We start from the raw sequence: 24,975 nt of genomic DNA, 5'->3' as shown, positions 1-24,975 counted from the left end.
CTTGGCGGGGTTACCCCTTCGCCGGGCTGTCATCACGCCATCCGGGCGTGAGCGTCTTGCACTGACGTTCTGGGATCGTCTGGGCGTCTTGCAGCCTGGGCGACGCCCACCAAGAAGCCTAGTCGGGGCGCCCCGGTCCGGCAAACCGTCGCGATGCGGACCACGAGCTGACGCTATACTGGTGAACGTTCGCCCGATAACGCCACCATCACTCGCCCCGACCAAGGCGCCCATCATGCCCCTGACTCGCCCTTTCTCGCTCGATCACGCCGCTCTGCTGGACGAACTGGCGGCCACCGACAACCTGCTCGTCATCCAGGACCTCGACGGCGTCTGCATGGGACTGGTAGGCAATCCGCTGACGCGCCAGCTGGAGCGACGCTACCTCGACGCCACCCGCCGGCTCGATGGCCATTTCTTCGTGCTGACCAACGGCGAGCACATTGGCTCCCGCGGCGTGAACGGCATCGTCGAGGCGCTGTTCGAGACGCCGGATCGCGCTGGCGAGCAAGGGCGCTACCTGCCCGGCCTGGCCGCCGGTGGCGTGCAGTGGCAGGACCGCTTCGGGGCGGTGTCGCACCCCGGCGTGAGCGACGCCGAGCTGGCGTTTCTGAAGACGTTTCCCGATCGGGCCGAGGCATTCCTCGAGTCGCTGCTGTCGCGGCCACCCTACGACCTGCCGTCCGAGGCGAGACGCGACCTGATCGCCGCGGCGGTCCTCGACAACATCGCCTCGCCGACACTCAACCTCAATGTCTTCCACCGTCACTGGCAGGCGACGCCGGAGCGCTATCGGGCACTACAGGCCGACGTCGCCGAGTTCATGCACGAGCGGCTCGAGGCGGCCCGCCGGTCGGGAATGGGTGACGCCTTCTTCATCCACTACGCGCCCAATGCCGGCCAGGATGGCGAGGGCAACGAGCGCCTGCGACAGGGCGACGAGAACGGGGAAGGGGCCGGCACCACCGATTTCCAGCTGATGCTGCGCGGCGGCGTCAAGGAGGTGGGGGTGCTGGTCATCCTCAACCGCTACTACCATCGCCATACGGGGCATTACCCGTTGGGCGAGGGCTTCAACGCCCGCGAGGCGCCCCGCGATCAGGCGGCATTGCTGGAACTGGCCCGCGACCGTTTCGATCCCGCGCTGATGCCGCGCATCGTCGGGGTGGGAGATACCGTGACATCGTTCATTCCATCTGGCGATGCGGGCGGCGAGCGCCAGCGCGGCGGCAGCGACCGCGGTTTCCTGACGCTCGTTCAGCAACTGGGTAACGCTTTCGACAGCGGCAACCGGGTACTCTATGTCGACAGCAGCGGTGGCGAGGTTCGCCGCGCCGGCATCGACGCCGAGCGGCTGGCGCGCCACGCCGGGAATCCCGACATCGTCGTCTGGCCGGCCCTGGAAGGGATCAGCGATGCCGAGGATCCGTTGACGCTGGATGTGATCTTTCCCGAAGGCCACACCCAGTATGTCGACTTCTTCTGCGAGCTGGCCGCGCGGCGCTGATCAGACGGCCGGCACCGCGCGCCGCGGCGGCTGCAGCCGCGGCTGCGTCGATGTGCTCTCCCCGCTCAAGGCGGGCGCCGGCATGTCGGCGAGCCGGAACGCCCCCACCGTCACGGCCAGACGCTGCGACTGGTGACGCAGCTCGACCGCCGCCGTCGCGGTCTGCTGAACCATCGCCGCATTCTGCTGGGTGACCTGGTCGATCTCCGCCACGGCCTGATTGACCTGGCCGATCCCCTGACTCTGCTCGCTGGTCGCCGCGCTGATCTCGCCCAGCACGTCGGTCACCCGGGCGATGCTGGCAACGATCTCCTCCATCGCCTCGCCAGCATGGCGGACGCGCTCCGCACCCAGCTGCGTCTTGCCGCTGGCGACATCCACCAGCGACTTGATCTGGCGCGCGGCGTCGGCGCTGCGGCTGGCGAGGTTGCGCACTTCCTGGGCGACGACCGCGAATCCCTTGCCCTGTTCACCGGCGCGAGCAGCCTCCACCGAGGCGTTGAGCGCCAGCAGGTTGGTCTGGAACGCGATGCCATCCATGGTGGTGACGATCTCGGCGATCTGGCGCGAGGAGGCTTCGATCTCACCCATGGTATTGACGACGTCACCGACGACCTCGCCACCGCGGCGCGCCGCGTCGGTGGCGGATACCGCCATCTGATCGACCTGGCGCGCCGACTGCGCGGTGTGGTCGACCGTACTGGTGAGCTCCTCCATCGAGGCCGAGGTCTGCTGCAGGCTGGCCGCCATGGCATCGGTGCGGCGCGACAGATCTTCGCTACCGCTGGCGATCTCCTGGGATGCGGCGCGTACCGACTCGCTGCTCTCGCGCACCTCGAGCATGACCTCGTGCATCTTGTCGGCGAAGGCGTTGAACTGGATCGCCAGCTCGGCGCTCTCGTTGCGGCCGCGCACCGGCAGGCGCTGGGTGAGGTCTCCGTCGCCGGAAGCGATCTCGCGCATCCGCAACGCCAGCCGTCTGAGCGGCCGCGACAGGCTACCGCCGAGCAGCCAACCGGCGAACAGGCCCAGCAGCGCCACGCCGACACCCACCGCGAGCATCGCGAGCGTGTCGTGGTGACGCTGGCTGGCGAGCTGCTGGCGCAGGTCGGTCAGCCCGGCCATGACCACGCTCTGGGGCAGCCGGATCATCAGTACCCATGGCTTGCTGTCGGCCGGACCGACGGTGAACGGCCATAGCATCTCGATCTGGCCCTCGTGGCTGTCGAGGACCGGCTGCCCCTGGCGCGCCTCGGCAAGCCGGGCGTTGATGGCGGCATCGAAGAATGTCTCCGCGTTGCTGCCCACGCCGGAGGGTTCGCCGGTGCGGGCGGTAATCCCACCTTGCGGGGCGACCAGGGTCCAGTCACCGGCGCCGTCGTAGAGCGAGCGGCTGGCATCGGCCAGCAGCCCCTGGATGAAGTCGACGGAGAGGTCGACGCCGGCGCTACCGCGGAACTGGCCGTCGACCATGATCGGTACGTTGAAGGAGGTCACCATCAGCGTCTTGCCATTGTAGTCGTATGGTGCCGGGTCGATGATGCAGGGCTTGCCGGTCTCCTTGGGACAGAGGTAGTACTCCCCTTCTCGCACACCGCTGTCCATCGTCTTGCTGCTATCCATCGTCTCGCCCAGCGGCAGCACCGCGACCTTGCCATCCTCGGTCCGATACCACCACGGCATGAAGCGGCCATCCTCGCCGTAGCCGGCATCCTCTCTTCCGGTGTAGTAGCGGTCACTGCCGAAGGCATCGGGCTCCCAGCCGATGAAGGCGTCGAGCAGATCGGGATTGTCGACGACCGTCTGGCGCACCAGGTTGGAGAGTTCGTCGCGACCGAGGAGAAGCCGACGCCGACCCTGATCGTCGACCTCCCCCATCAGGGCATTGGTACTGGCCAGGTTTCGCGCCAGGGTCAGCGCGTGTTCGAGTCGGGCCTGGATGCTTTCGGCCTGGCGGCCGGCCACGGCAGAGAGGCGCCGGTCGATGCTCGACTCGAGCAGCGCATGGGTGCGAGCGTCCACCAGCGCCTGCGAGCGCGCGTCGGCATAAAAGGAGTAGCCCACCAGAGCAGCGGCGACCAGCACGATACAAGCGCCCACCAGAAGCGTGACCAGTGTGCGTATAGATTTGAAATGCATGGGGTATCCCTGCCATAGGAAGGCGCCGCCCGGGGCACGGCATCGAAATTGACAGAGGAGATATCGTCCATGTCGAAGGCAACTTTAGGCTTTCGGCGAAAACGGCTCGCGCTCGGCAGTACGACGTTGCATCGCGACTTGCCGAGGGGCGCCTGGCTGGTCCGGATGATGGCCGAGCGACCGGCGGGCGGGGCCGGGAGAGCGGGGTCTCCCGGTCCCGTACCCGGCGTCAGCCCGCCAGTACCTCGTCGACCAGCGCCTTGGCCTCCTGCTGAATCCGCTTGAGATGCGCTTCGCCCTCGAAGCTCTCGGCGTAGATCTTGTAGACGTCCTCGGTGCCGGAGGGACGTGCGGCGAACCAGCCGGCGTCGGTGACCACCTTGAGCCCGCCGATGGCGGCGCCGTTGCCGGGCGCCTCGGTCAACTTGCGGGTGATCGGGTGGCCCGCCAGCGTGTCGGCGCTGACCTGCTCGGGCGACAGCTTGCCGAGCCTCGCCTTCTGCTCACGGTTGGCCGGGGCATCGACGCGTTCGTAGACCGGCGCACCGAAGCGTTCGGTCAGCGCCTGGTAGCGCTCGCCCGGGTCCTTGCCGGTGACGGCGGTGATCTCGGCGGCAAGCAGGCCGAGAATGATGCCGTCCTTGTCGGTGGACCAGGGCTTGCCGTCTAGGGTCAGGAACGAGGCGCCGGCGGACTCTTCGCCACCGAAGCCGAGGCTGCCCTCGATCAGGCCGTCGACGAACCACTTGAAGCCCACCGGCACCTCGACCACGTCTCGACCCAGCCCTTGGGCGACGTAATCGATCATCGACGACGACACCAGAGTCTTGCCGATGGCGGCCTTGTCGCTCCAGTTCGGGCGATGGGTGAACAGATACTCGATGGCAACGGCGAGATAGTGGTTGGGATTCAGCAGTCCGGTCGAGCGGGCGACGATGCCGTGGCGATCGTGATCGGTGTCGCAGGCGAAGGAGACATCGAAGCGATCCTTGTTCTCGATCAGCCCGGCCATGGCGTAGGGCGACGAGCAGTCCATGCGGATCTTGCCGTCCCAGTCGACGCGCATGAAGCGGAAGGTCGGATCGACGGTGGTCGAGATCACCTCCAGCGGCAGGTCGTACTTCGCGGCGATCCGCGGCCAGTAGTGCACCCCGGCACCGCCCAGCGGATCGACGCCGAACCTGAGCCCGGAGTCGCGGATCGCGGCCATGTCGATGACCTTGTCGAGGCCACCGACATAGCTCTCGATATAGTCGAAACGCTGGGTGGTCGGCGCCTTCAGGGCTTCGGCATAACCGATGCGGCGAACGCCCTCGAGGCCGCCGGCGAGCAGTTCGTTGGCCCGCTCCTGGATCCACTTGGTGACGTTGGTATCGGCCGGCCCGCCGTTGGTCGGGTTGTACTTGAACCCGCCATCGCCAGGCGGGTTGTGAGAAGGGGTGATGACGATACCGTCGGCCAGCCCGCCGCTGCGGCCCTGGTTGTAGACCAGAATGGCGTTGGAGATCGCCGGCGTCGGCGTGTACCCCACCTCGCCACCGGTTTCTTCGCAGCCGGCATCGATGCGCGTCTCGACACCGTTGGCCGCCAGCACTTCCAGCGCCGAGCAGAATGCCGGCTCGGAGAGCGCATGGGTGTCCATGCCGATGAACAGCGGGCCGTCGACACCCTGCGCTTCGCGGTACTCGCAGATCGCCTGGGTCGTGGCCAGGATGTGCCATTCGTTGAAACTGGTCTTCAACGAGGAGCCGCGATGGCCCGAGGTGCCGAAAGCCACCTGCTGGCCCGGGTCGCTGGGGTCCGGCCGCTCGCTGTAGTAGCGCGACACCAGGCGCGGAATATTGGCGAGGCTGTGCTCGTCCGGCAAGCGTCCTGCTTGGGAATCGATGCTCATCGTCAGTTCCTTTCGATGGTCTGGGGAGGAATGCCTTTCTTATAGCAGACCATCTTCAACGCCCGACAGGCAAGATGAGCTCGGCCATGCTTGCCGCGTCTCACCTCGCCCGGTCGGTCGTACCGACAACACCGGCCCATCGCCTACTGACAGCTAGCCACCACCGTGTCGCCTTCGCCAGCCGGCACCGGCCTCGTTCTCACGCCCGCGAGTACCAGTGCGGCCGCGACCAGCAGCAGCGTGCCCGCGGTGGCGCAGACGGCCAGCACGCCGCCGATGCCGAAGACAACGCCTCCCACGGCCGCTCCCAGGGCGATCGCCAACTGGATCGATGCGACGATCAGGCCACCGCCACTCTCGGCTTCGTCCGGCACGACACGGGTGATCCAGGTCGACCAGGCCACCGGCACGGCGCCGAAGGCGAAGCCCCACAGCGCGACCATGAGGGCATCGGTCCCCAGCGAAAAGCCGCCCAGCGTCGCCAGCAGCCAGCCCAGCGAGCCCATGATCAGCGGCATCAGCACCAATGTCAGACGCAGGCTGCGCTCGAGCAGATACCCCGCGGCCAGGGTCCCGACGAAGTTAGCCACCCCGAACGCCAGCAGGGTCGATGAGAGCGCATTGATCCCCATGTGCGACACGCCCTCGAGAAACGGACGGATGTAGGTGAAGAAGGCGAAATGGCCACAGAACACCAGCAGGATGGCGACGATACCGACCATCATGCCCGGTCGTTTCATCACGCTCACCAGCGTGCCGAGCGGGGTGGGACGCTCCGGCGTCATGGACGGCAAGGTGACGTACTGGAAGATCAGCGTCGCTACCGATATCGCCGTCGCGAGCAGAAACACGTTACGCCAGCCGACCAGGTCGCCGAGATAGCTGCCCAGTGCCGCGGCACTGATGGTGGCGATGGGGACGCCGGTAAAAAGCAGCGACAGCGCGCGCGGCACGTCGTGCTCCGGCACCAGTCGCATGACGGTAGCGGCGGAGAGCGCCCAGAATCCGCCCAGCGCCACGCCCAGCAGCACCCGCCCGGCCAGCAGCCAGATCAGGTCCGGCGAGTAGGCGACCAACAGATTGGCAGCGATCATTAGCCCGGAAAATCCCAGCAGCACGTGGCGACGGTCGAGCCGCTGGGTGGCGGAGGTCACCAGCAACCCCGACAGCAGCGCCACCACCGCCGTCACCGTGACGGCCTGCCCCGCCTGGCCCTCGCTGATCGCCAGCGAGTCCGCCATTGGCGTCAGCAGGCTGGCCGGCAGAAACTCGGCCATCACCAGGCTGAAGACACCCAGCGTCAACGAGAAAACGGCGCTCCAGGCCCCTCGGGATGCCCCCGTCGGGCGTGTATCGTGCGAGTCGTTCGTGGTCATGTGAGACATCCATCGATCATTGAGATGCTGCGTAGACTAAAGTAGCATCGCAAGATCCGCTATCATCAAAACTCCAGGATCTTTGATCAAAAGTCCGAGATAACGATGAAACCCTCGATCTCTCAGTCGTCCTCCCCCCGCTCTCCCGACCGCCGATCGGCCGACACGCTATCGCCCGAGAGTCGCGTGCCTGACACCCCGCCGATGGGACAGCCGCCGCTCCGGAAGTCCAGCGAGTGGATCAACGCGCTCTTGCTCGGAATGCGGCTTTCGGGGTTGAGCTATCGGCGCGTGCAGATGAGAGCGCCGTTCGCCATCGCCTTCGACACCGATGCCACCTGCGCGCAGTTTCACTTCATCGCGCAAGGTTCGGCGATCCTGCGAATCGGCGACGACGTGCAGCAGCTGGAGAGCGGCGATGCGGTGCTGCTGCCGCGCGGCGGGCATCACTGCCTGCTCTCCTCCCCCGAGGTGGAGAGTCGTGACATCGAGCAGATCGACGCCATCCCGCTCTGCGACTCGTTCAGCTGTATCGACGACGGCTCGGCGCGCCTCGAGCAAGGCCAGGGCGTGCGGCTGTTCAGCGGCTGCATGCAGTTCGATCTCGGCGGCATGCAACCGCTGGTCTCGATGATGCCTGCCGTGATGCACGTGGGAACGCTGCTGTCGCGCTACCCGGAGATGTTGCCGATGCTCGAGGCGATGGAGCGCGAGGCGAGCCTGAGCCGGGCCGGCGCTGCCGGCATCCTGTCGCGGCTGGCGGACGTGGTGGCCGCCAGTATCGTACGCGGCTGGGTCGAATGCGGCTGTGCGGAGATCGGCGGCTGGGTCGAGGCGCTGCGCGACCCACGCCTGGGCAAGGTGATCGCGGCCGTCCATCGCCAACCGGGACGCCACTGGAGCGTGGCCGACATGGCGGCGGAAATGGGCAGCTCACGCTCGGCCTTCGCCGAGCGCTTCCGCACTGTCCTGGGTGTTTCGCCACTGGGCTACGTGACGCAGCTACGGATGCGACTCGCCACGCAGTGGATCCGCGAGAAACGCCTCTCCATCGATCAAGTCGCCTGGCAGCTGGGCTACGGTTCCCAGGCCGCCTTCAGCCGCGCGTTCAAACGCGCCACCGGGCAGACACCGGGCGAGGCGCGGGGCGGCTGACGACCACGCCTTCCGCACCACGCCGTCGCTCGTCGGGTCACGCCATCGCCAGCGGCGGCACCAACCTGGGCAGCTGCGTTTCCAGCAGCCGGGCCACGGCCATCACGCGGTCGTCACGATAGCGCGGACCGACCAGATGCAGACCGACCGGCAAACCATTGTCGTCCAGACCGCAGGGCAGCGAGGCAGCGGGTTGCTGGGTGAGGTTGAAGGGGTAGCTGAACGGGGTCCAGTCCACCCAGTCGACATAGTCGCTGCCGGGTGGCACTTCATGACCGGCGGCGAAGGCCGACAACGGCATCGTCGGGGTCACCAGCAGATCGAACTCGCGGTGAAATTCGGCCATCCGCGCCACCAGAGCCGCGCGCTGCTCGCGAGCGACCAGGTAATCGGTCAGCGACAGTGTCTTGCCATGCTCGGCGATGGCACGCAGGCCCGGGTCCAGCGCTTCGATCTGGGCGTCGCTCAAGCCGTCCAGCAGCCGCGAGGCACCCGCGTGCCAGAGCGTATCGAAGCTCACCTTGGGTGAGTCGAACCCCGGATCGACGTCGATCACTTCCGCGCCCAGCGCCCGCAACCGTTCGACCGCCGCCTCCACGGCGCGCAGGATGTCCGGCGCCACCGAGACGTAGCCCAGATCACGGCTGTAGGCGATGCGCATGCCGTCCAGTCGACGCGGCGCGGCGACCAGCCAGTCGAGCGGACAGTCAGGACCGGCGTAGCCGTCCCGCGCATCGGGCTGGGCGATCACCGAGAGCATCAGCGCGCTGTCGGCGGCCGTGCGCGTCATCGGCCCCAGGTGCGACAGGGTCGTCATGGCACTGGCCGGCCATTGAGGGATCCAGCCGAAGGTCGGCTTGATGCCGAACGTGCCGGTGAACGCGCAGGGAATCCGGATCGAGCCGCCGGCGTCGCTGCCCTGGTGCAGCATGCCCAGGTTGAGCGCTGCGGCGGCGCCGGCGCCGCCGGAAGACCCGCCGGCGGTCAGCTCGGGATTCCACGGATTGCGGGTGATGCCGTAAAGCGGGTTGTCGGTCACCCCCTTCCAGCCGAACTCCGGCGTGGTGGTCTTGCCCAGCAGCACGGCACCCGCCTCGCGCATCCGCGCCGTGAAAGGGGCATCGCTCGTCCAGGGGCCATCCGCCGACGTCGTCGTCGAGCCCTTGCGGGTCGGCATGCCGACGGTGAGGGTCAAATCCTTGATCGTGCTGGGCACGCCATCCAGCGGCCCCATCGGATCATGACGCCGCCAGCGCGCTTCCGATGCCCGCGCAGCCGCCAGCGCGCCCTCACCATCGACATGGCAGAAGGCGTTGACGACCGGGTTGTGGCGCTCGATGCGCGCCAGGCAGTCCCGGGTCAACTCCACCGGCGAGAGCTCGCCCCGCTCGAACAGCGCCAGGGCCTCGAGGGCGGTCAGATCGGCCAGCTCGGTCGTCGTTACATTGCGCATGCTGGTGTCCTCGTCGCTGCTCATGCCGCCGCCCCGGCCGCAAGCCCAGCCAGGTTCAGCGTCGCGTGCAGCAATACGTTGGCGCCGGCAGTGACATCTTCCGGCGCGGCGTACTCGCTCTCGTTGTGACTGATCCCCTTCTCGCAGGGGATGAAGATCATCGCCGCCGGCGCGATGTCGCCGATGAAGACGGCATCGTGCCCGGCGCCGCTGACGATATCCCGGTGTGCATAGCCGTTGGCCTGGGCACCCTGACGCACGGCGGCGATGCAATCGGCGGCGAAATGCTGCGGCGGATAATCGGCGGTGGGTGCGATCTCGATGGAGAGTCCGGTCTCGCGGGCGATGGCGTCCAGCGTCTGGCGAAACTCGGTGACGATCGCGTCGAGCACCTCGCCCTCGCTGTGCCGGAAGTCGACGCTCAGCGTCACCTGTCCTGGGATCACGTTGCGCGAGTTGGGCAGCAGCTGAAACGCCCCCACCGTCCCGCGGCCGTCGGGTTGGTGCGCCAGCGCGATCCGGTTGACCGCTTCGACCACCCGGGTCGCGCCCAGCAGCGCATCCCGGCGCAGATGCATCGGCGTCGAGCCGGAGTGGGCCGCCATGCCGGTCACCGTGACATCGAACCACTTCAGCCCCAGCGCCCCGGTGACCACGCCGATGGTCTTGCCCTCGTCCTCGAGGATCGGCCCCTGCTCGATATGGGCTTCGAGATAGGCCGCAAACCGGCCGGGGCGATTGGCATCGTCCCCGACGTAGCCAATCGCCTCGAGCGCTTCGCCCGCGGTGATGCCGTCGACATCCGTTCGCGACAGAGCATCTTCCAGCGTGAGCTGACCGGCAAACACGCCGGAGCCCATCATGCAGGGCGCGAAACGGCAGCCCTCTTCGTTGGTCCAGGAAACCAGCTCGATCGGCCGTTCGGTCCCGATGCCGTTGGCGTTGAGCGTTCGGATGACCTCAAGTGCCGCCAGCACACCGAAGCAACCGTCGTACTTGCCGCCGGTGGGCTGGGTGTCGATATGGCTGCCGATGACGACCGGGTCGGCGTCGGCGTTGCTGCCATCGCGGCGAGCGAAGAGGTTGCCGATGGCATCGAAGCGCACGGCCAGGCCTTCGGCCTCGCACCAGCGGATCAGCAGTTCACGACCTTCGCGGTCGAGCTCGGTCAGCGCCTGGCGATTGCAGCCCCCCTTGGGCGTGCCGCCGATCACGGCCAGCTCCATCAGTGTCTGCCAGAGGCGTTCGCCATCGATGGCGGGCACGTTGACCTCGGTCGAAAGTGTCTCGTTCATGTCGTTGTCCTTATCATCGAGATGAAGCACGGCGAACCTCGGCGCCATGGGTATTGTGCTTGAGCGTCAGTCGGCGATCGTCAGTTCTCACTATCGATACGTATCGATCGATCATGACGTCGCCGCCAGCGTCGGATCAAGCTCGCCGCAAGCCGAGACGCGCCGACGTGCGCTAGACTACCGCGACAGCTCGTGATGATGGAGCCCGACCATGCCCCGCCCTCCCCGCATATTCTCCAACAGCACCCCCTCGCTGCCTCACGATGACACCGGGCCTCTGGGTCAGTACCAGGCAGCGGATACGCTTCCCGACGAGAGCGAAGCTCGCGCTGGCAGGCTCGAAAGCCATGCCGAGAGTTACAGCGACGAGCGCTTCTGGCGGAAGATGACCCGCTTCGGCAAACGCGCCGGCCGCGAGGTGGCGCTGAAGGCGCTGCAGCTCTATTTCGTGCTGAAGCGCCCCGATGTGCCGTTGTGGGCCAAGTCGACCATCATCGGTGCGCTCGGTTATTTCATCTCGCCGCTGGATGCCATTCCCGACTTCATTGCCGGTGTCGGCTATACCGATGATGCCAGCGTGCTGGCTGCCGCGCTGGTGGCGGTATCGATCTATATTGACGAGGAGGTCAAATGCCAGGCGGAGTCCGCCTTGGCGCGCTGGTGGCCCCAGGCCGAACAGCGCTGAAGCGGCCGTCGCGAGCGACGCCCCATTGGCAGTTTTTTTGTACACAAAAACAATCTACAGTAGTTTCCCAAGAGCGGATAAAAACAATCAACGTGGGAGTCGATCATGAGCCTGGATACCGCAGAACGGTCGGATTCATCGCATCAATTCGAAGAAAATCAGGACGCTAAGAAAAACCCGTTACGCGACGTCGACTATTTTCCGCCACTGCGAAAAGCCATCCCTCTTGGTATACAGCACGTGCTGGCCATGTTCGTCAGCAACGCCGCGGTGCCGCTGATCATCGCTGGCGCGGCAGGGCTTTCGGGTGCCGATACGGTGTTCCTGGTGCAGATGGCGATGTTCGTCGCGGGCGTGGCGACACTGGTCCAGACGCTCGGCATCGGCCCTCTCGGCGCCCGTCTGCCCATCGTCATGGGTACCAGTTTCGGCTTCGTGCCGGTGATGATTCCCATCGCCGCCAACCAGGGGTTGCCGGCGGTGTTCGGCGGCGCCCTGATCGGTGGGCTGGCGATGGCGGTGGTGGGGCTCTGCTACAGGCGCTTGAGCGTCTTCTTCCCGCCGGTGGTATCGGGCACCTTCGTATTGCTGATCGGCATCCTGCTGCTGCCGGTGGGGTTTGCCTACGTCGGTGGTGGCGTCGGCGCCGAGGACTTCGGCGCACCACATCATTTGCTGCTGGCGACGCTGGTGTTCGTGGTGACCGTGGCGTTCCACCAGTTCTGCCGCGGCTTTCTCTCCGAGGCCGCGGTGCTGATCGGCATCCTGGTCGGCTGCGTGGCGGCGGCACCGATGGGCCTGCTCGATTTTTCCCGCGTCGCCGAGGCCGGCTGGTTCCAGCTTCCGATCCCCTTCGAGATCGGCCTTGCCTTCGATCCGGCGGCGATCCTGGCGATCACGCTGATGGCCGTGGTCACCTGCGCCGAATCGATCGGCGACATCTCCGGCACGGCGATCGGCGGTGCCGAGCGCGAACCGACAGCGCGGGAGCTGTCCGGCGGCGTCATGGCCGACGGGCTCTCGAGCAGTTTTGCCGCACTGTTCGGCGCCTTCCCGCAGATCAGCTTCAGCCAGAACGTCGGCCTGGTGGCGCTCACCGGGGTCGCCAGCCGCTTTGTCGTCGCGCTCGGCGGCGGCTTTCTGGTTCTTGCGGGGCTGGTGCCGAAGCTGGGAGCCCTGGTATCGGCCATCCCGGCGGCGGCGCTGGGCGGCGCGGTGATCATCATGTTCGGCATGATCGCCAGCGCCGGAGTGAAGATGCTCTCTCGCGCCAGGTTCAACAAGCGCAACATGCTGATCGTCGGCGTATCGCTGGCGCTGGCGATCGGCCTGCCGGCCCAGAGCGGGCTCTACCAGGGCGCCCCGCAGCAGATCGGCGTGCTGCTGGAGTCGGGCCTGATCCCGGGGGCGCTGGCGTCGATCATTCTCAACCTGATCCTGCCCCGGGCGGACGACGAACCCGCCACGAAGGACCCTGCCGTGCCCTGAGCCACCTGGCCGGCCGGCGTCACCGGGGGCTTCCCGACTTCATCCGCGATAAGGACAATCGATCCCCGAACGAGCTACCCTGAACTGGATCTGGTTAATTCGGCAGCAAGGAGCACGCCATGGGTATCTACTGCCTGACCTTCGACAGGCCGCTGGGAAGGATGGATCGTCATCGCCTGGAGTCGATGCTCCGGCGATTCGACTCCATTGCACTGTTCCGCACGACGTGGCTGATCGAGTCGACCGATCCGATCGAATTCCTGCGCTCCCGCTTGAGTCGGGCATTCGGCAAGCAGACTCGCTTTTTCATCACCCGACTGAGCGAACCCTGGTGCACCGACGGTATCGGCCCGGTAAGCCAATGGCTGAGCGCCCCTGAACGGCAGTGGTAGGCGGTCAGGCTTGCGCCGCCTCCAGCACGCCCTGGCTATCCCTGGTCAGCTTGCAACGAACCAGTGCGGCCATCAGCCTGGGGTAGTCCTCGCGTGACACCTTGTTGGCGAGCTTCCCCGCATCGGCCTTGAGCCCCAGCTTGTCAGCCGCCGAAAGTGCTGCCTTGTCGGCGTAGGGATAGCATTCATCCCATACCGCCTGAACCTCGCGCAGGAAGATATCGGCACCGGTACCGCCGATCCCCTTGAACGTCTTGAGCCGCTTGCGCAGGGCTTTCGGGCTGCCCGCCGCCGCTTCCCGCAGCTGGCGCAAATCGCCAGCGTAGGTGTCCAGCAGCTCGGCGTTCATGTCGGCCAGCTGCGTGGCCGTCTTCTCGTCGACGCGGGCGTAGCCGGCTTCGTTGAGCACCCGCGCCCGACTCGCCCAGTCGCTCGCCTGCAGCTTCCGTGGCGTCGTCCAGCCGGCTTCGGCCATTGCCCTGGCGCCTCGCATCGCCAGGTCGGCACTGACCGGCGCGCTGGTCAGCAGCGAATAGCAGAGCAGGCGGAACAGCGGCGACGGCGTGTTCTTGCGCAGGTCGACGCCGAGTTCACTGGCGAAGGTTCGACCGTGACGCTGCATCAGGACTTCGACGATTCGTCTCTGGCGGGCCATGTTGTCTCCTCGAAGCAGTACGGACTTTCAACATGGCAGCAGCGGGCACGCTGTCAAATCGACCGCTGGCTGATTCGCGTGCGCGAGGGCGAGAGGCGGCCTTGAGATCTCCTCCCGGCCACCGCATATTGCGCATTCGCCAGCGTCATGCAACGGAGTCCCATGTCCTTCGACACCACCGCCCACAACCGCCGGATGACCTACTTCGACAAGCACGAGTCGGTATGGCTCTTTGGCTACGGCTCACTGATCTGGAAGGCGGATTTCGATTATCTGGAGCGCCGGCCGGCATCGATTCGCGGCTGGACGCGTCGCTTCTGGCAAGGCTCTCACGATCATCGCGGTACGCCGGAAGCACCGGGAAGAGTGGTGACACTGGTGCCGGAAGACGACGCCGTCTGCCACGGCATGGCCTACCGCATTTCCCCCCGGGTGTTCGAACCGCTGGATGTTCGAGAGAAGAATGGCTACCTGCGCGTGGTGACCGAGATGACGTTCGAGGACGCACCCTCGGGAGAGGTCGAACGGACCGAAGGCGTCGTCTATCTGGCGGGGGAGGATAACGCGGCCTATCTCGGCCCCGCCGAGGAAGCGGCCATCGCGCGCCAGATCGCCGAATCCCACGGTCCCAGCGGTCCCAATCGCGACTACCTGCTCAATCTGGCCGCCGCCTTGCGCGAGCTGGGGTTCGAGGACGCCCACGTGTTCGCCCTGGAGCGCGCGCTGCTCGGTGACTGTCGCTGAGGTGAGCCAGCTATGGCTCGCCTCAGTGGCTGCTACCGGATCGGAACTTCTTGATCAGCAAGACCGCGCCAAGCACCAGTGCACCGGCCAGGAGGCCGAAACCGAGATTCAACAGCATGGGCGTCAGCGGTTGAATGATCGTGCCGACACCCGGGATCTCGCCGGGCGCCTCGGCGAGATCCTCGATGCCGTGGTGAATGAAGGGGATGCCGTGGGTCAGAATACCGCCGCCGACGAGGAACATCGCGATGGTGCCGACGATCGACAGCAGCTTCATCAGGTAGGGTGCCGCCCACAGGATGGCACGGCCGATCGATTGGGCGACGCGCGTGGCACGCTCGGTGAGATAGAGGCCGAGATCGTCGAGCTTGACGATACCTGCCACCAGGCCATAGACCACGGCGGTAATGGCGACGGCGATGATCGCCAGCACCGCGACCTGCTGCAGGAAGCTGGCGCTGGCCACCGAGCCGAGCGTGATGGCGATGATCTCCGCCGAGAGGATGAAGTCGGTACGAACCGCTCCCTTGATCTTCTCCTTCTCGAAAGCCAGGCGCTCCTCTTTCGACTTCAGTTGCGCCGCGGCCCGCACCGCCTCCTTGCTCGCTTCTCCTCCGTCGTGCAGAAACTTGTGGGCCAGTTTTTCCGCCCCTTCGTAGCAGAGAAACGCGCCCCCCAGCATCAGCAGCGGCGTGATCAGCCAGGGAGCGACGACGCTGATCAGCAGCGCCGCGGGGACCAGAATCAGCTTGTTGCGCAGCGACCCTTTCGCTACCGCCCAGACGACCGGCAGCTCCCGATTGGCACGAACGCCGGTGACCTGCTGGGCATTGAGCGCCAGATCGTCCCCCAGCACCCCTGCCGTCTTCTTGGCAGCGACCTTGGTCATCAGGGATACGTCGTCGAGCAGCGTGGCGATGTCGTCGAGTAGTGTCAGTAAACTGCCTGCGGCCACGAGTCTTCCCCTCTCGATCGATCAAAGCACGGCTGGATGATGCCAAGCGTAGCGGAAACCCTCACCCTCATGTGACGATTCTTGCCAGCGCCTGCTTCACGGACTCCGCCGATTCCGGACGCACGCAGCGCGCGACCTCCTCACCATCCCGCAGGAAGATCAGCGTCGGCCAGAGCTTGACCCGGAAAGCTCGGCCCAGCGGGCGGCCCTTGCCATCCTCGATCTTGAAGTGCGTCAGGCCTTCGTGGCCCGCGAACGCCTCGTCGATCCGTGGCCGGGCAGCCTGACACCAGGGGCACCAGGGCGCGCCGAATTCGACCACGACAGGCCCCGGGATGGCACGCAGGGCTTCGCGATCCGGTTCGTCCGTCGTGTAGTGGTTCGTCATGGCACTCTCCTGGCCCGGTCTTTTGCAGTCCCGCCAGCACACTGTAGACATGAACGGGGGAAGTTACCGCAAACGCCAACAACATCGCCGGCGCGAGGAGCTCGGGCAAAAGCCCCCCGGCATTCGACCAGCCAACGGGAGAGAGCGGGCTCGCACCTCGCTCGATCTCCGGCGCTTCAATCTAGATCGAGCGGTTTCAACCCGCGGGAGAACGCCTGCCAGCGCTCGACATAGTGCGCGGCCGACGCTTTCAACCCCTCGATCGCCTTGTCGTCCAACGTGCGCACGGCTTTTGCCGGCGCGCCCACGATCAGCGAGTTGTCGGGAAAGGATTTGCCTTCGGTCACCAACGCATTGGCACCGACCAGGCAGTTGCTGCCGATCTCGGCGCCGTTGAGCACGGTAGCCCCCATGCCGATCAGCGTGTTGTCGCCCAGGGTGCAGCCGTGCAGGATCGCGTGATGACCAACGGTACAGCCACGACCGACACGCAGCACGAAACCGGGATCGGTATGCAGCATGGATCCCTCCTGGATATTGCTGCCCGCGCCGATCACGATGCGATCATTGTCGCCACGGATCACCACGTTGAACCAGATCCCCACATCCTCCCCGAGTTCGACCTGGCCAATGACGTGAGCGCTTGGCGCGATCCAGTGACGATTCCGGTCCGGCAGACTCGGTACCGCGTCGAAATAGGCATAGACAGGCATGGGCTCGGCTCCGACGGAAAGAGGCTTATCCTCGCCCGCGCCGGGACCCGCCACCAGCCGACTTTAGCCCCAGAGCACCTGCTTCCCCAGGCACCTGCCGCCGGTTCGCTCGCCCCGGCAAGCGCAGGCACCGACGCAAAGAGGCCCCGGCATCGTATCGACGCCGGGGCCTCTCGTTCACGCTGGCTGCTCACCCGTTACCTCGCCACGACGCCTGCCCGTCACTGCTAGGCGGATTCGTCGTCCTGCTTGCTCTCGCTGGTAACGGAGGTGGTGACACTGCTACCGCTATAGGAATTCTGGTGCTGGCTGGCCTCGCTCTCCGCTGCCATGGAAAACGGCAACACGGCGGAGACGACGATGGCGGCCAACATCGAAAACAGCTTGTTGAACGCTTTCATGACCACTCCTTCGGTAATGGGATGCCCTGCGACGTTTTGTCGCGAGACCTTATTAGCATGCTAAACGAAACGATGGCCGTCAAGCACGGAATGGTCGAAAGGAGAGCGTCGCCATGCCTGCCGCGACGACACGCCGACGTTCGGGGTTCAAGGCTGCACCCAGTTCGCGATCTGCAACGTCTCGGGAAGCGACTGCAGTACAGCGGTGAGCTGGCGCGCGTCATCCGACCGGCAGCCGCTATCATGCTCAAGCACCGCCGTTTCACCGTCGCGGCGTATCCAGGTCACCGTGTAGTGGGAGAAATCCGTTGCCCGCGGCCCGCAACGCGGCGTCTCGGCCGTCTTCAGCGTGGTACCCATGGTTGGCTGCCAGGCCGAGAGACGCTGTTTCACCAGCGCAAAACGCTCCGGGTCGCCGGTTGTCATCCGCTCGCCCTCGACGGCGGTATAGCGCTCGCCGATGAAGCGTGTCGCACCATTCTGCTGAAGCTCGACACGATAGACCGGGCAAGTTCCATGGCAGGGACCGACCTGGTATCGAATGGCAGTGATGGCCGATTCATGGGGCGCGGCCAGCTCCTGTCGAGCGCATCCGCTGACTGCCAGTACACCAAGTGCCGCGACGAAACAGCGGATTTTCCATCGCATTCGAGTGCTCTCCTTTTTGTCACACCTGAAATTTTTTTAGTTCATCTAGTTTAAAAACAACACTGAAAAGCTTTCAGTATTGTTAGGAAATCCGATGATTCCATGATGGCACGCACGCTCTCGACCTGAATATTAAATTTATAAAATCATCGTTTAAATCCGCGCGGCTTCATGCACCCTGCGACAATTTACAGCGCTACCTCCGCTCCCTAGAATATCGCCCGACTCTCGCCCGCGGCAGATCACATTGTCTGCATCGCAGAATGCTTCAGAACGTGATGTCGGCATCATCGACACGACACTTTCGTGACAGTCCTTCGATCATGATCCAATCATTTTTTCATCGATGATTGAGGGATCAGTGTGATCGCGATCGACTTCATTCAGGAATCAGGGATCATTCAATGAAACTTTATCGCAGCATGGCGGCAGGAGTAGGCCTGTTGACGATCTCGTCGGCACTGATGGCCGCCGACGAGACACCCGTCGATGTCGTTCTGATCGGTGGCGGCACGATGAGCGCAACGCTCGGCACCTATCTCCAGGAGCTGGAGCCGAACTGGAATGTCACCCTGTTCGAGCGCCTCGGTGAAGTCGCGGAAGAGAGCTCCAACGCGTGGAACAATTCCGGTTCCGGCCACTCGGCCTTCTGCGAGATGAATTACACGCCGCAGCTCGAGGACGGCAGCGTCGCCATCGACCGCGCCATCAAGGTCACCGAGGACTTCGAGGTCTCGCGCCAGTTCTGGGCCCATCAGGTCGACCAGGGCGTACTGCACGACCCGGCGTCCTTCATCACCAGCATGCCGCACATGAGCCTGGTGTGGGGCGACAACCACGTCAACTTCCTGCGCGCACGCTATGCCGCGATGCACCAGCATCCGTTCTACGAGCAGATGGAGTACACCGAAGATCGTGACACCATCCGCCAGTGGCTGCCGCTGGTCATGGACGGCGCCGATGGGGATCAGCCCATTGCCGCGACCCGCATGCCGATCGGTACCGAGGTCAACTACGGCGAGATTACCCGCCAGCTGATCCACTCGCTCGGTGACAACGACCATTTCACGCTCTCGCTCAACAGCGAAGTGCGCGGCCTGGATCGCAATGACGACGGTACCTGGAAAGTCACCGTCGCCGATCTCGCCAATGGCGAAAAGGAACACAGCGTCAACGCCCGCTACGTGTTCATCGGTGCCGGCGGCGCCGCACTACCGCTACTGCAGGCCTCCGGCATTCCCGAAGCCGAGCAGTACGCCGGCTTCCCGGTCGGCGGCCAGTTCCTCTACACCACCAACCCGGACGTAGTCGCCCAGCATCGGGTGAAAGCCTACGGCCTCGCCGCGGAAGGTTCTCCGCCGATGTCCGTGCCGCACATGGACGCTCGAATGCTCGACGGCCAGCCGGCAATCTTCTTCGGGCCGTTCGCGACCTTCTCCAGCAAGTTCCTGAAAAATGGCTCCTGGACCGACCTGTTCGGCTCGATGACCTTCAGCAACACCTGGCCGATGATGGAAGTCGGCATGGACAACTTCAATCTGGTCCAGTATCTCGTCGGCCAGGTGATGCAGTCCGACGACGATCGGATGAAGGCGCTGAAGCAGTTCTACCCGCAGGCGAATCCCGATGACTGGAAGCTGTGGACCGCCGGTCAGCGCGTGCAGATCATCAAGAACGACCCCGAAAAGGGTGGCGTGCTGCAGTTCGGCACCGAAGTGGTCGCGTCGGAAGATGGCACCATGTCGGCACTGCTGGGCGCTTCGCCGGGCGCCTCTACCGCGCCGCCGATCATGCTGCGCCTGCTGAACCGGGTCTTCCCGCAGCAGGTCGAAAGCGCGGCGTGGCAGGAAAAACTGCACGAGATCATTCCCTCCTACGGCCAGAAACTGGCGGACAACCCGGCGCTGCTGCGCGACCTGCGCCGCCGCACCGCCAATTCACTGGAGCTGGTCGGCGGCGGACCGGAGCCGACCACTTTCGAGCAGGCGGTGAAGGCAGAGCGAAAGGAGGGCGATGCGCCCTCCGAGGCAGCGATCGAACCAAGCGGCCCGGTCGCCGGCGAGTCCCGGACCGACACCTGACACCCGACCCGCGACGCCATGACCCCGTACCGCCCTCCGGCGGTGCGGGGTTTCTTCCTTCAAATCTGTAGGAAGTTCATCTTTTTCTCTCAACTTACTGATTGGAAAGAATAAACATACCAAACGGCGACCTCCCATCCGCGCCGCCTCTGTCATAGTCATGGCACTAACGCCGCGACCTCATTAAACTGTCGTCCTAGTCGCGTTCGCGCCTGTCCGTATCCATCAGACAGAGAACCTTCATGAAATTGCGTCACGGCATGACATTCGTCTCCAGCCTGCAGACCCAGACTGGCGCCGAATCCGGCGAGACCCAAAACGTCGACGTCGTTCTCATCGGCGGCGGCACGATGAGCGCCACCCTGGGAACCCTGCTCCAGTCACTACAGCCCGACTGGACCATCCACCTCTACGAGCGCCTGGACAAGGCGGCCGAAGAGAGCTCCAACGTCTGGAACAATGCCGGCACCGGCCACTCGGCCTTCGCCGAGATGAACTACACCTCGCCGCAGCCGGACGGTAGCGTCGACATCCAGCGTGCCATCGGCATTACCGAGCAGTTCGAGGTGTCGCGCCAGTTCTGGGCCAGCCAGGTCCGTGAAGGCGTGCTGGCCAACCCGCGCTCCTTCATCAACACCGTGCCGCACCTGAGCTTCGTCTGGAGTGGCGAGCGCGTGTCGTTCCTGAAGACACGCTTCGAGGCGATGCGGGAAAGCCCGCTCTACGCCGGCATGGAGTACTCCGACGATCCCAAGAAGATCTCGGAATGGATCCCGCTGGTCATGACGGGGCGCGATACCGACGAACCCGTGGCCGCGACCCGCATGCCGATCGGCACCGAGGTCAACTTCGGCGAGATCACCCGCCAGATGATGAACTCGCTGGCCCGCCGCGACAATTTCCATCTCTCCGTCAACACGCAGGTGCGCGACCTCAAGCGCAATGCGGACGGCAGTTGGAAAGTCACCGTGGCCAACACCAGCGACGGCGAGAACGAGCGCAGCGTCAACGCCCGCTTCGTCTTCATCGGCGCGGGCGGTGCGGCCCTGCCACTGCTGCAGAAGTCCGGCATTCCCGAAGCCCGGATGTACGGGGGCTTCCCGGTCGGCGGCCAGTTCCTCTACACCACCAACCCGGAAGTGGTCGCCAAGCACGACGCCAAGGTCTACGGGCTGGCGCCGGCCGGCTCGCCGCCCATGTCGGTGCCCCATATCGACAAGCGCATCCTCGACGGTACGCCGGCGATCATGTTCGGCCCCTTCGCGACGTTCTCGAGCAAGTTCCTCAAGAACGGCTCCTGGACCGATCTGGTGCGCTCGATCACGCCCAACAACCTGTGGCCGATGACCAAGGTCGGCATCAACAACCTGGATCTGGTGCGATATCTGATCAGCCAGCTTCGCATGTCGGAAAGCGGCCAGTTCAAGGAGCTTCAGAACTACTATCCCGAGGCCAACCGCGACGACTGGAAACTGTGGACCGCCGGCCAGCGAGTGCAGACGATCAAGGATATCGAGGGCAAGGGCGGCACCCTGCAGTTCGGCACCGAACTGGTAACCGGTGCGGAAGGCTCCATCGCCGCACTGCTGGGCGCATCGCCGGGCGCCTCGACGGCACCGTCGATCATGCTCAAACTGCTCGAGAAGGTCTTCCCCGACCAGGTGTCCAGCGAAGCGTGGCAGGCCAAGCTGAAGTCGATGATCCCCTCCTATGGCAAGGCACTGACCGACAACCCGCAGCTGCTCTACGACGTTCGCGCCATGTCACGTGAGCTGCTGGAGCTGAGCGAGCCGGATTTGACCACCACGCCGGTGCCAAGCTCGGAACCGGAAACCAGCGGCAGCTGAACCGAATCGCCACCCTCCGTGAAAAACGCCGCCCGCCCTGGACGAACCAGGGCGGGCGATCCGTTCGACCCATGTCTGGCTTTTCGCCGCTCTATCTCGCTGTTGGCGGCGCCTCCTGCCGATAGAGCACCATCCCGCCGTGGTGCAGGACACCATCGATGAAATCGCCATCGGCGGTAAAGCCGGTGTCGTCCCAGTACTCGATGTGGTCGCCGGTGATTTCATATCGGCCCTGGTAGGCACTCTCCCGCGTCCCCCTGGCCTCGTCGTAGCGGCCATTCGGTAGTAGCTCGTGGCGGACGTGACCGTCTGCCGTCGCCCATAAGCCAACGTAGGTTCGATCCGTCATGTCGGTGACCCCCTCGTGATTCTCTGCGGATGCTTGGGCCCCAAAGCCGAGCGCGGCAGCGAAGATGCCGATGCACGTTTTTCGGTAGCCACGGAAATGCCGGACGCGGCCGGTCATGGCCCCGCCTCGACAAGCTGGCGCCGCTCCTCGAACAGCTCGGACAGAGCGACGGATGCCGCGATGGCCGGCGGAAACCCGGCATGGACGGTCGTCAGGTAGATGACCTCCTTCAACTCTGCCTCGCTGACACCGGCATTCAGGGCGTAACCGGCGTGAATCTTCATGTAGGCAGGCTGGCCGAGAGCGGCGAAGACACCGACAGTGATCAGCTGTCGCGTGCGATCATCCAGCACCTCGCGGCCCCACACCTCACCCAGCGCATAGCCCTGGGTGGCATCGGCGAGGAAGGGAAACTCCTCGCGCATGGCCTCCAGCGCGGGCTGGGGCTGCCCCTAGTTGAGGCGCTCGATCACTTCTCTTCCCGTCTCCAGGCGCTCCCGCTCGCCGGCGGCATGGGCCGGTTCGAGAGCGAACAGCGCCGCCGAGAGCCACAGCGCCCCGTAGCAACATGATATTCCCAGTGTCGTCGACGTCATCTCGCTTCCTCCCTTTCGGGTGTCCGATCCAGCGGCCAAGGTCAGTAGGGACTGGCCGTGGGGCGCACGATGATTTCGCTGACATCGACGGTGGCCGGCTGTTCGATGGCGAAGGCGATCGATCGGGCAATGGCCTCGGCCGGTATGGCGCCCTGGCGGAAGGTTCTCATCGTCTCCTGGGCAGTCGGATCGGTGATCGAGTCGGCAAGATCGGATTCGGTGACACCGGGGCTGATCACGGTCACGCGGATGTCGCCCCCCACCTCCTGGCGCAGCCCTTCGGAGATCGCCCCCACGGCAAATTTGGTCGCGCTGTAGACGGCCGCGGTGGGCGAGACCGCATGTCCGCCGATGGAGGAGAGATTGATGACCTGCCCCGCCTTCTGGTCCTGCATGACCGGTAGCACCGCCGCGATACCGTGGAGGACACCGCGAATGTTGACGTCGATCATCCGGTTCCACTCGTCGAGCTTGAGCATCTCGAGTTTCGAAAGCGGCATGACGCCGGCATTGTTGATGATGACGTCGACGCGGCCATAGGTTTCCTGCGCTGCGGTGACGAAGCCGCGCATGGAATCGATGGAGGTGACATCGAGCTGGCGCCAGTTGGCCTCGCCACCGCGCTCGCGTATCTCGCCGGCCAGACGTTCGAGCCGGTCGACGCGACGCGCCCCCAGCATCAGTCGGGCCCCTCGCGCCCCCAGATGGCGTGCGGTGGCTTCGCCGATGCCGCTACTCGCACCAGTGATCAGCACGACCTTGTCTGTCAGTTCCGTCATGGTAACTACTCCGTCTCATGAAGGGTCGTGCAACGGCACGACCGACGAGGAGCAGTCTATTGAGTAATGACAGAACGATAATCGGGGAAAATGTTCATGCGTTATGAAGCTGAATAGACATAATCGGACAAAAGCGGCGACGAGCCCGGGAATCGCTCACCCCTCGGGACCTCGCCGCTTCGACAGCCGCCGAAGAAGCGCCGTGCGATCGACGAGGTGCGGGTCGAGCCACCATGTCAGGTCGTCATTTCTCAGCATCAAAGGTGCGGCGCTCGTCCCGAACCCGGTATCGGCATCGGCGTTTTCCCGCAGGATCGTGGCGGTCGGCCGAGAGGGAGCTTGGCGCCAGAAGCCGCCGACCCAGCAGGGCGAAGGGCATGTCGAGGCCGGCTGTCCCCCCACCCCACCATCGGAGCCGAAACCGAAGCCGCCGTCATCGTTGACGGGAAAGGCGCACCGCCTCAAGGCCAGGGAGATGCCCCGCGAGGGCATCAGGCAGGTGCGATGCAGATCCATGCTGACGATACCTTCGTCGTCGCCTCCTGAATCCGGCTCCCGGTCGCCCAGCTCCACATGGACGAAACAGAGCCGAGAACTGTGCGCCGGATCGGGGCACAGCAGGGCCAGCAAGCGGTTACCCGGCATGACCTCGATGGGAAGATCGAGGGCTTCCGAGGGTGCCATCGACAGCAGATACCGCCCCTCCCCCTCAAAACGAGTAGCTGATCCCGCTCTGGAAGGAAACGGCATGGTCGTCCTCGATCAGTGGGCTGTCGGCAATGTCATCGGGATAGTGCTGGTATTCCAGGCCGGCGTAGACAGCCCAGTCCCGATTCAACGAGTAGGCGAGATCGAGGCCGACACCAGGAATGAGCGCGGCATCGGGATAATAGGCGTAGCCGCCATCAAGGCTCTCATTCGTATCGACCCCGAAGTAGTAATCGGTGACCCTGCCGGAGAGATAGGTAACCCCCAGGCTGGGGGTGATTCGCAAGTCGCCTGTCTGCCAAGGATAGGCGTAGTACCCATGGTAGCGCTCGCCCTCGGCGTTGCCCGATATGTCCGTCTGCGCTCGTGCCCCCAGCACACCGAATGGCGTCTTCCAGGCGCCAGCGAGACCGGCGTAATAGCTGCGATCACGATCATCCAGCCGGTCTCGGTCGACACCGGCTGCCGCCAGTTCCCGTCGTCCGAGATCGTCCGGGTCCATCTCCTGTCCGCCTAGCGACAGTAAAGCGTCCAGGGTGAAGGCACCGCTACGATAGAGGTGGACACCACCTTCCGTTGCGTGGAAAAACAGCCGCCGGCCATCGAAATAGATCAGCGGCAGGACGCTGGTGTTCGCGTCGGCACCCGCATAGGCGTCATCGGAGATCGCTCCCATCACTCCCAAGCGCCATTGACCGGCGCCATTGACCGGCGCCATCATCACCGA

General features: G+C 65.0%; 25 protein-coding genes. 8 read left to right on the top strand and 17 right to left on the bottom strand.

Translation table 11 applies throughout. The features are described 5' to 3' along the window. Positions 1–235: 235 nt before the first annotated feature. Positions 236–1,507 (top strand): glucosylglycerol 3-phosphatase, encoded by a 1,272-nt coding sequence (stpA, locus tag AAGT95_RS08355; protein WP_342596175.1) that lies wholly within the window; start codon positions 236–238, stop codon positions 1,505–1,507. Here the strand turns inward: stpA and AAGT95_RS08350 are convergent, their stop codons facing one another. From AAGT95_RS08350 to AAGT95_RS08340, 3 genes are all read right to left on the bottom strand, one after another. Next, the gene (locus AAGT95_RS08350; RefSeq protein ID WP_342596174.1) at positions 1,508–3,646 is read right to left on the bottom strand and encodes a methyl-accepting chemotaxis protein; all 2,139 of its coding nucleotides are present in this window, start codon (positions 3,644–3,646) and stop codon (positions 1,508–1,510) included. Between the two features lie 229 nt (positions 3,647–3,875). Beyond that, positions 3,876–5,540 (bottom strand): phosphoglucomutase (alpha-D-glucose-1,6-bisphosphate-dependent), encoded by a 1,665-nt coding sequence (gene pgm, locus AAGT95_RS08345; RefSeq protein ID WP_342596173.1) that lies wholly within the window; start codon positions 5,538–5,540, stop codon positions 3,876–3,878. Between the two features lie 143 nt (positions 5,541–5,683). Further along, positions 5,684–6,916, bottom strand: coding sequence for an MFS transporter (locus tag AAGT95_RS08340; protein ID WP_342596172.1), 1,233 nt, complete (start codon positions 6,914–6,916; stop codon positions 5,684–5,686). 186 nt (positions 6,917–7,102) lie between these two features. Between AAGT95_RS08340 and AAGT95_RS08335 the strand changes: the two genes are divergently transcribed. Then, the gene (locus AAGT95_RS08335) at positions 7,103–8,071 is read left to right on the top strand and encodes an AraC family transcriptional regulator (RefSeq protein WP_342596171.1); all 969 of its coding nucleotides are present in this window, start codon (positions 7,103–7,105) and stop codon (positions 8,069–8,071) included. A 37-nt stretch (positions 8,072–8,108) separates the two neighbouring features. Here the strand turns inward: AAGT95_RS08335 and AAGT95_RS08330 are convergent, their stop codons facing one another. After that, on the bottom strand, positions 8,109–9,548 hold the full coding sequence (locus AAGT95_RS08330) for an amidase (RefSeq protein WP_342596170.1): 1,440 nt from the start codon (positions 9,546–9,548) through the stop codon (positions 8,109–8,111). Beyond that, positions 9,545–10,819, bottom strand: a complete 1,275-nt coding sequence (locus AAGT95_RS08325) for a Zn-dependent hydrolase (RefSeq protein WP_342596169.1) — start codon at positions 10,817–10,819, stop codon at positions 9,545–9,547. The genes AAGT95_RS08330 and AAGT95_RS08325 overlap by 4 nt, the downstream gene beginning before the upstream one ends. Positions 10,820–11,030: 211 nt before the next feature. On the opposite strand from AAGT95_RS08325, the gene AAGT95_RS08320 reads away from it, so the two are divergent. From AAGT95_RS08320 to AAGT95_RS08310, 3 genes are all read left to right on the top strand, one after another. Continuing rightward, positions 11,031–11,504: a YkvA family protein gene (locus AAGT95_RS08320; protein ID WP_342596168.1), complete on the top strand. Its 474-nt coding sequence runs from the start codon at positions 11,031–11,033 to the stop codon at positions 11,502–11,504. A 249-nt stretch (positions 11,505–11,753) separates the two neighbouring features. Continuing rightward, positions 11,754–12,992, top strand: a complete 1,239-nt coding sequence (locus tag AAGT95_RS08315) for a nucleobase:cation symporter-2 family protein (RefSeq protein ID WP_342596167.1) — start codon at positions 11,754–11,756, stop codon at positions 12,990–12,992. 119 nt (positions 12,993–13,111) lie between these two features. Next, on the top strand, positions 13,112–13,384 hold the full coding sequence (locus AAGT95_RS08310) for a hypothetical protein (RefSeq protein ID WP_110597609.1): 273 nt from the start codon (positions 13,112–13,114) through the stop codon (positions 13,382–13,384). A 4-nt stretch (positions 13,385–13,388) separates the two neighbouring features. Here AAGT95_RS08310 and AAGT95_RS08305 read toward each other — a convergent pair whose 3' ends face one another. Continuing rightward, entirely contained in the window at positions 13,389–14,039 is a 651-nt protein-coding gene (locus AAGT95_RS08305) for a hypothetical protein (RefSeq protein ID WP_342596166.1), read from the bottom strand. A 162-nt stretch (positions 14,040–14,201) separates the two neighbouring features. Between AAGT95_RS08305 and AAGT95_RS08300 the strand changes: the two genes are divergently transcribed. Next, positions 14,202–14,783: a gamma-glutamylcyclotransferase gene (locus tag AAGT95_RS08300; protein ID WP_110597611.1), complete on the top strand. Its 582-nt coding sequence runs from the start codon at positions 14,202–14,204 to the stop codon at positions 14,781–14,783. Positions 14,784–14,805: 22 nt separating this feature from the next. Here AAGT95_RS08300 and AAGT95_RS08295 read toward each other — a convergent pair whose 3' ends face one another. The 5 genes from AAGT95_RS08295 to AAGT95_RS08275 all read right to left on the bottom strand — a co-directional run bounded on the left by AAGT95_RS08295 (position 14,806) and on the right by AAGT95_RS08275 (position 17,888). Further along, positions 14,806–15,738: a DUF808 domain-containing protein gene (locus AAGT95_RS08295; protein WP_110597612.1), complete on the bottom strand. Its 933-nt coding sequence runs from the start codon at positions 15,736–15,738 to the stop codon at positions 14,806–14,808. 67 nt (positions 15,739–15,805) lie between these two features. After that, positions 15,806–16,126, bottom strand: coding sequence for a thioredoxin family protein (locus AAGT95_RS08290; protein ID WP_342596165.1), 321 nt, complete (start codon positions 16,124–16,126; stop codon positions 15,806–15,808). A 176-nt stretch (positions 16,127–16,302) separates the two neighbouring features. Further along, positions 16,303–16,839, bottom strand: a complete 537-nt coding sequence (locus tag AAGT95_RS08285; protein WP_110597614.1) for a gamma carbonic anhydrase family protein — start codon at positions 16,837–16,839, stop codon at positions 16,303–16,305. A 227-nt stretch (positions 16,840–17,066) separates the two neighbouring features. Beyond that, positions 17,067–17,240, bottom strand: a complete 174-nt coding sequence (locus AAGT95_RS08280; RefSeq protein WP_162619783.1) for a hypothetical protein — start codon at positions 17,238–17,240, stop codon at positions 17,067–17,069. A 147-nt stretch (positions 17,241–17,387) separates the two neighbouring features. Next, complete coding sequence (locus AAGT95_RS08275) at positions 17,388–17,888, bottom strand: DUF6438 domain-containing protein (RefSeq protein WP_342596164.1); 501 nt, start codon at positions 17,886–17,888, stop codon at positions 17,388–17,390. Between the two features lie 464 nt (positions 17,889–18,352). On the opposite strand from AAGT95_RS08275, the gene mqo (AAGT95_RS08270) reads away from it, so the two are divergent. Together mqo (AAGT95_RS08270) and mqo (AAGT95_RS08265) are read left to right on the top strand one after the other, a co-directional pair. Next, complete coding sequence (gene mqo / locus AAGT95_RS08270) at positions 18,353–19,969, top strand: malate dehydrogenase (quinone) (RefSeq protein ID WP_425356054.1); 1,617 nt, start codon at positions 18,353–18,355, stop codon at positions 19,967–19,969. A 242-nt stretch (positions 19,970–20,211) separates the two neighbouring features. Further along, entirely contained in the window at positions 20,212–21,816 is a 1,605-nt protein-coding gene (gene mqo, locus AAGT95_RS08265; RefSeq protein WP_110597617.1) for a malate dehydrogenase (quinone), read from the top strand. A gap of 91 nt (positions 21,817–21,907) precedes the next feature. Here mqo (AAGT95_RS08265) and AAGT95_RS08260 read toward each other — a convergent pair whose 3' ends face one another. From AAGT95_RS08260 to AAGT95_RS08235, 6 genes are all read right to left on the bottom strand, one after another. Next, positions 21,908–22,165 (bottom strand): Atu4866 domain-containing protein, encoded by a 258-nt coding sequence (locus AAGT95_RS08260; protein ID WP_110597822.1) that lies wholly within the window; start codon positions 22,163–22,165, stop codon positions 21,908–21,910. 113 nt (positions 22,166–22,278) lie between these two features. Further along, positions 22,279–22,590, bottom strand: a complete 312-nt coding sequence (locus AAGT95_RS08255) for a carboxymuconolactone decarboxylase family protein (RefSeq protein ID WP_342596162.1) — start codon at positions 22,588–22,590, stop codon at positions 22,279–22,281. 27 nt (positions 22,591–22,617) lie between these two features. Continuing rightward, positions 22,618–22,761 (bottom strand): hypothetical protein, encoded by a 144-nt coding sequence (locus AAGT95_RS08250; protein WP_342596161.1) that lies wholly within the window; start codon positions 22,759–22,761, stop codon positions 22,618–22,620. A gap of 41 nt (positions 22,762–22,802) precedes the next feature. Further along, positions 22,803–23,540: an SDR family oxidoreductase gene (locus tag AAGT95_RS08245; RefSeq protein WP_110597619.1), complete on the bottom strand. Its 738-nt coding sequence runs from the start codon at positions 23,538–23,540 to the stop codon at positions 22,803–22,805. A gap of 156 nt (positions 23,541–23,696) precedes the next feature. Then, complete coding sequence (locus AAGT95_RS08240) at positions 23,697–24,224, bottom strand: hypothetical protein (RefSeq protein WP_342596160.1); 528 nt, start codon at positions 24,222–24,224, stop codon at positions 23,697–23,699. A gap of 25 nt (positions 24,225–24,249) precedes the next feature. Next, positions 24,250–24,969, bottom strand: coding sequence for a MipA/OmpV family protein (locus AAGT95_RS08235; RefSeq protein WP_342596523.1), 720 nt, complete (start codon positions 24,967–24,969; stop codon positions 24,250–24,252). Positions 24,970–24,975 lie beyond the last annotated feature (6 nt).

The sequence above is a fragment of the Salinicola lusitanus genome, assembly GCF_038648475.1.
Classification (GTDB): Bacteria; Pseudomonadota; Gammaproteobacteria; order Pseudomonadales; family Halomonadaceae; genus Salinicola; species Salinicola lusitanus.
Note: the sequence above shows the minus strand (reverse complement) of the source record. Positions and strands in the feature narration are given on the sequence as shown.

What these genes read in the sequence shown, in the direction of transcription:
- stpA (WP_342596175.1), top strand. Translation starts at nt 236, where the DNA reads ATGCCCCTGACTCGCCCTTTCTCGCTCGATCACGCCGCTCTGCTGGAC.
- AAGT95_RS08350 (WP_342596174.1), bottom strand. Translation starts at nt 3,646, where the DNA reads ATGCATTTCAAATCTATACGCACACTGGTCACGCTTCTGGTGGGCGCT.
- pgm (WP_342596173.1), bottom strand. Translation starts at nt 5,540, where the DNA reads ATGAGCATCGATTCCCAAGCAGGACGCTTGCCGGACGAGCACAGCCTC.
- AAGT95_RS08340 (WP_342596172.1), bottom strand. Translation starts at nt 6,916, where the DNA reads ATGACCACGAACGACTCGCACGATACACGCCCGACGGGGGCATCCCGA.
- AAGT95_RS08330 (WP_342596170.1), bottom strand. Translation starts at nt 9,548, where the DNA reads ATGAGCAGCGACGAGGACACCAGCATGCGCAATGTAACGACGACCGAG.
- AAGT95_RS08325 (WP_342596169.1), bottom strand. Translation starts at nt 10,819, where the DNA reads ATGAACGAGACACTTTCGACCGAGGTCAACGTGCCCGCCATCGATGGC.
- AAGT95_RS08320 (WP_342596168.1), top strand. Translation starts at nt 11,031, where the DNA reads ATGCCCCGCCCTCCCCGCATATTCTCCAACAGCACCCCCTCGCTGCCT.
- AAGT95_RS08315 (WP_342596167.1), top strand. Translation starts at nt 11,754, where the DNA reads ATGTTCGTCAGCAACGCCGCGGTGCCGCTGATCATCGCTGGCGCGGCA.
- AAGT95_RS08310 (WP_110597609.1), top strand. Translation starts at nt 13,112, where the DNA reads ATGGGTATCTACTGCCTGACCTTCGACAGGCCGCTGGGAAGGATGGAT.
- AAGT95_RS08305 (WP_342596166.1), bottom strand. Translation starts at nt 14,039, where the DNA reads ATGGCCCGCCAGAGACGAATCGTCGAAGTCCTGATGCAGCGTCACGGT.
- AAGT95_RS08300 (WP_110597611.1), top strand. Translation starts at nt 14,202, where the DNA reads ATGTCCTTCGACACCACCGCCCACAACCGCCGGATGACCTACTTCGAC.
- AAGT95_RS08290 (WP_342596165.1), bottom strand. Translation starts at nt 16,126, where the DNA reads ATGACGAACCACTACACGACGGACGAACCGGATCGCGAAGCCCTGCGT.
- AAGT95_RS08285 (WP_110597614.1), bottom strand. Translation starts at nt 16,839, where the DNA reads ATGCCTGTCTATGCCTATTTCGACGCGGTACCGAGTCTGCCGGACCGG.
- AAGT95_RS08280 (WP_162619783.1), bottom strand. Translation starts at nt 17,240, where the DNA reads ATGAAAGCGTTCAACAAGCTGTTTTCGATGTTGGCCGCCATCGTCGTC.
- AAGT95_RS08275 (WP_342596164.1), bottom strand. Translation starts at nt 17,888, where the DNA reads ATGCGATGGAAAATCCGCTGTTTCGTCGCGGCACTTGGTGTACTGGCA.
- mqo (WP_425356054.1), top strand. Translation starts at nt 18,353, where the DNA reads ATGGCCGCCGACGAGACACCCGTCGATGTCGTTCTGATCGGTGGCGGC.
- mqo (WP_110597617.1), top strand. Translation starts at nt 20,212, where the DNA reads ATGAAATTGCGTCACGGCATGACATTCGTCTCCAGCCTGCAGACCCAG.
- AAGT95_RS08260 (WP_110597822.1), bottom strand. Translation starts at nt 22,165, where the DNA reads ATGACGGATCGAACCTACGTTGGCTTATGGGCGACGGCAGACGGTCAC.
- AAGT95_RS08255 (WP_342596162.1), bottom strand. Translation starts at nt 22,590, where the DNA reads ATGCGCGAGGAGTTTCCCTTCCTCGCCGATGCCACCCAGGGCTATGCG.
- AAGT95_RS08250 (WP_342596161.1), bottom strand. Translation starts at nt 22,761, where the DNA reads ATGACGTCGACGACACTGGGAATATCATGTTGCTACGGGGCGCTGTGG.
- AAGT95_RS08245 (WP_110597619.1), bottom strand. Translation starts at nt 23,540, where the DNA reads ATGACGGAACTGACAGACAAGGTCGTGCTGATCACTGGTGCGAGTAGC.
- AAGT95_RS08240 (WP_342596160.1), bottom strand. Translation starts at nt 24,224, where the DNA reads ATGGCACCCTCGGAAGCCCTCGATCTTCCCATCGAGGTCATGCCGGGT.
- AAGT95_RS08235 (WP_342596523.1), bottom strand. Translation starts at nt 24,969, where the DNA reads ATGATGGCGCCGGTCAATGGCGCCGGTCAATGGCGCTTGGGAGTGATG.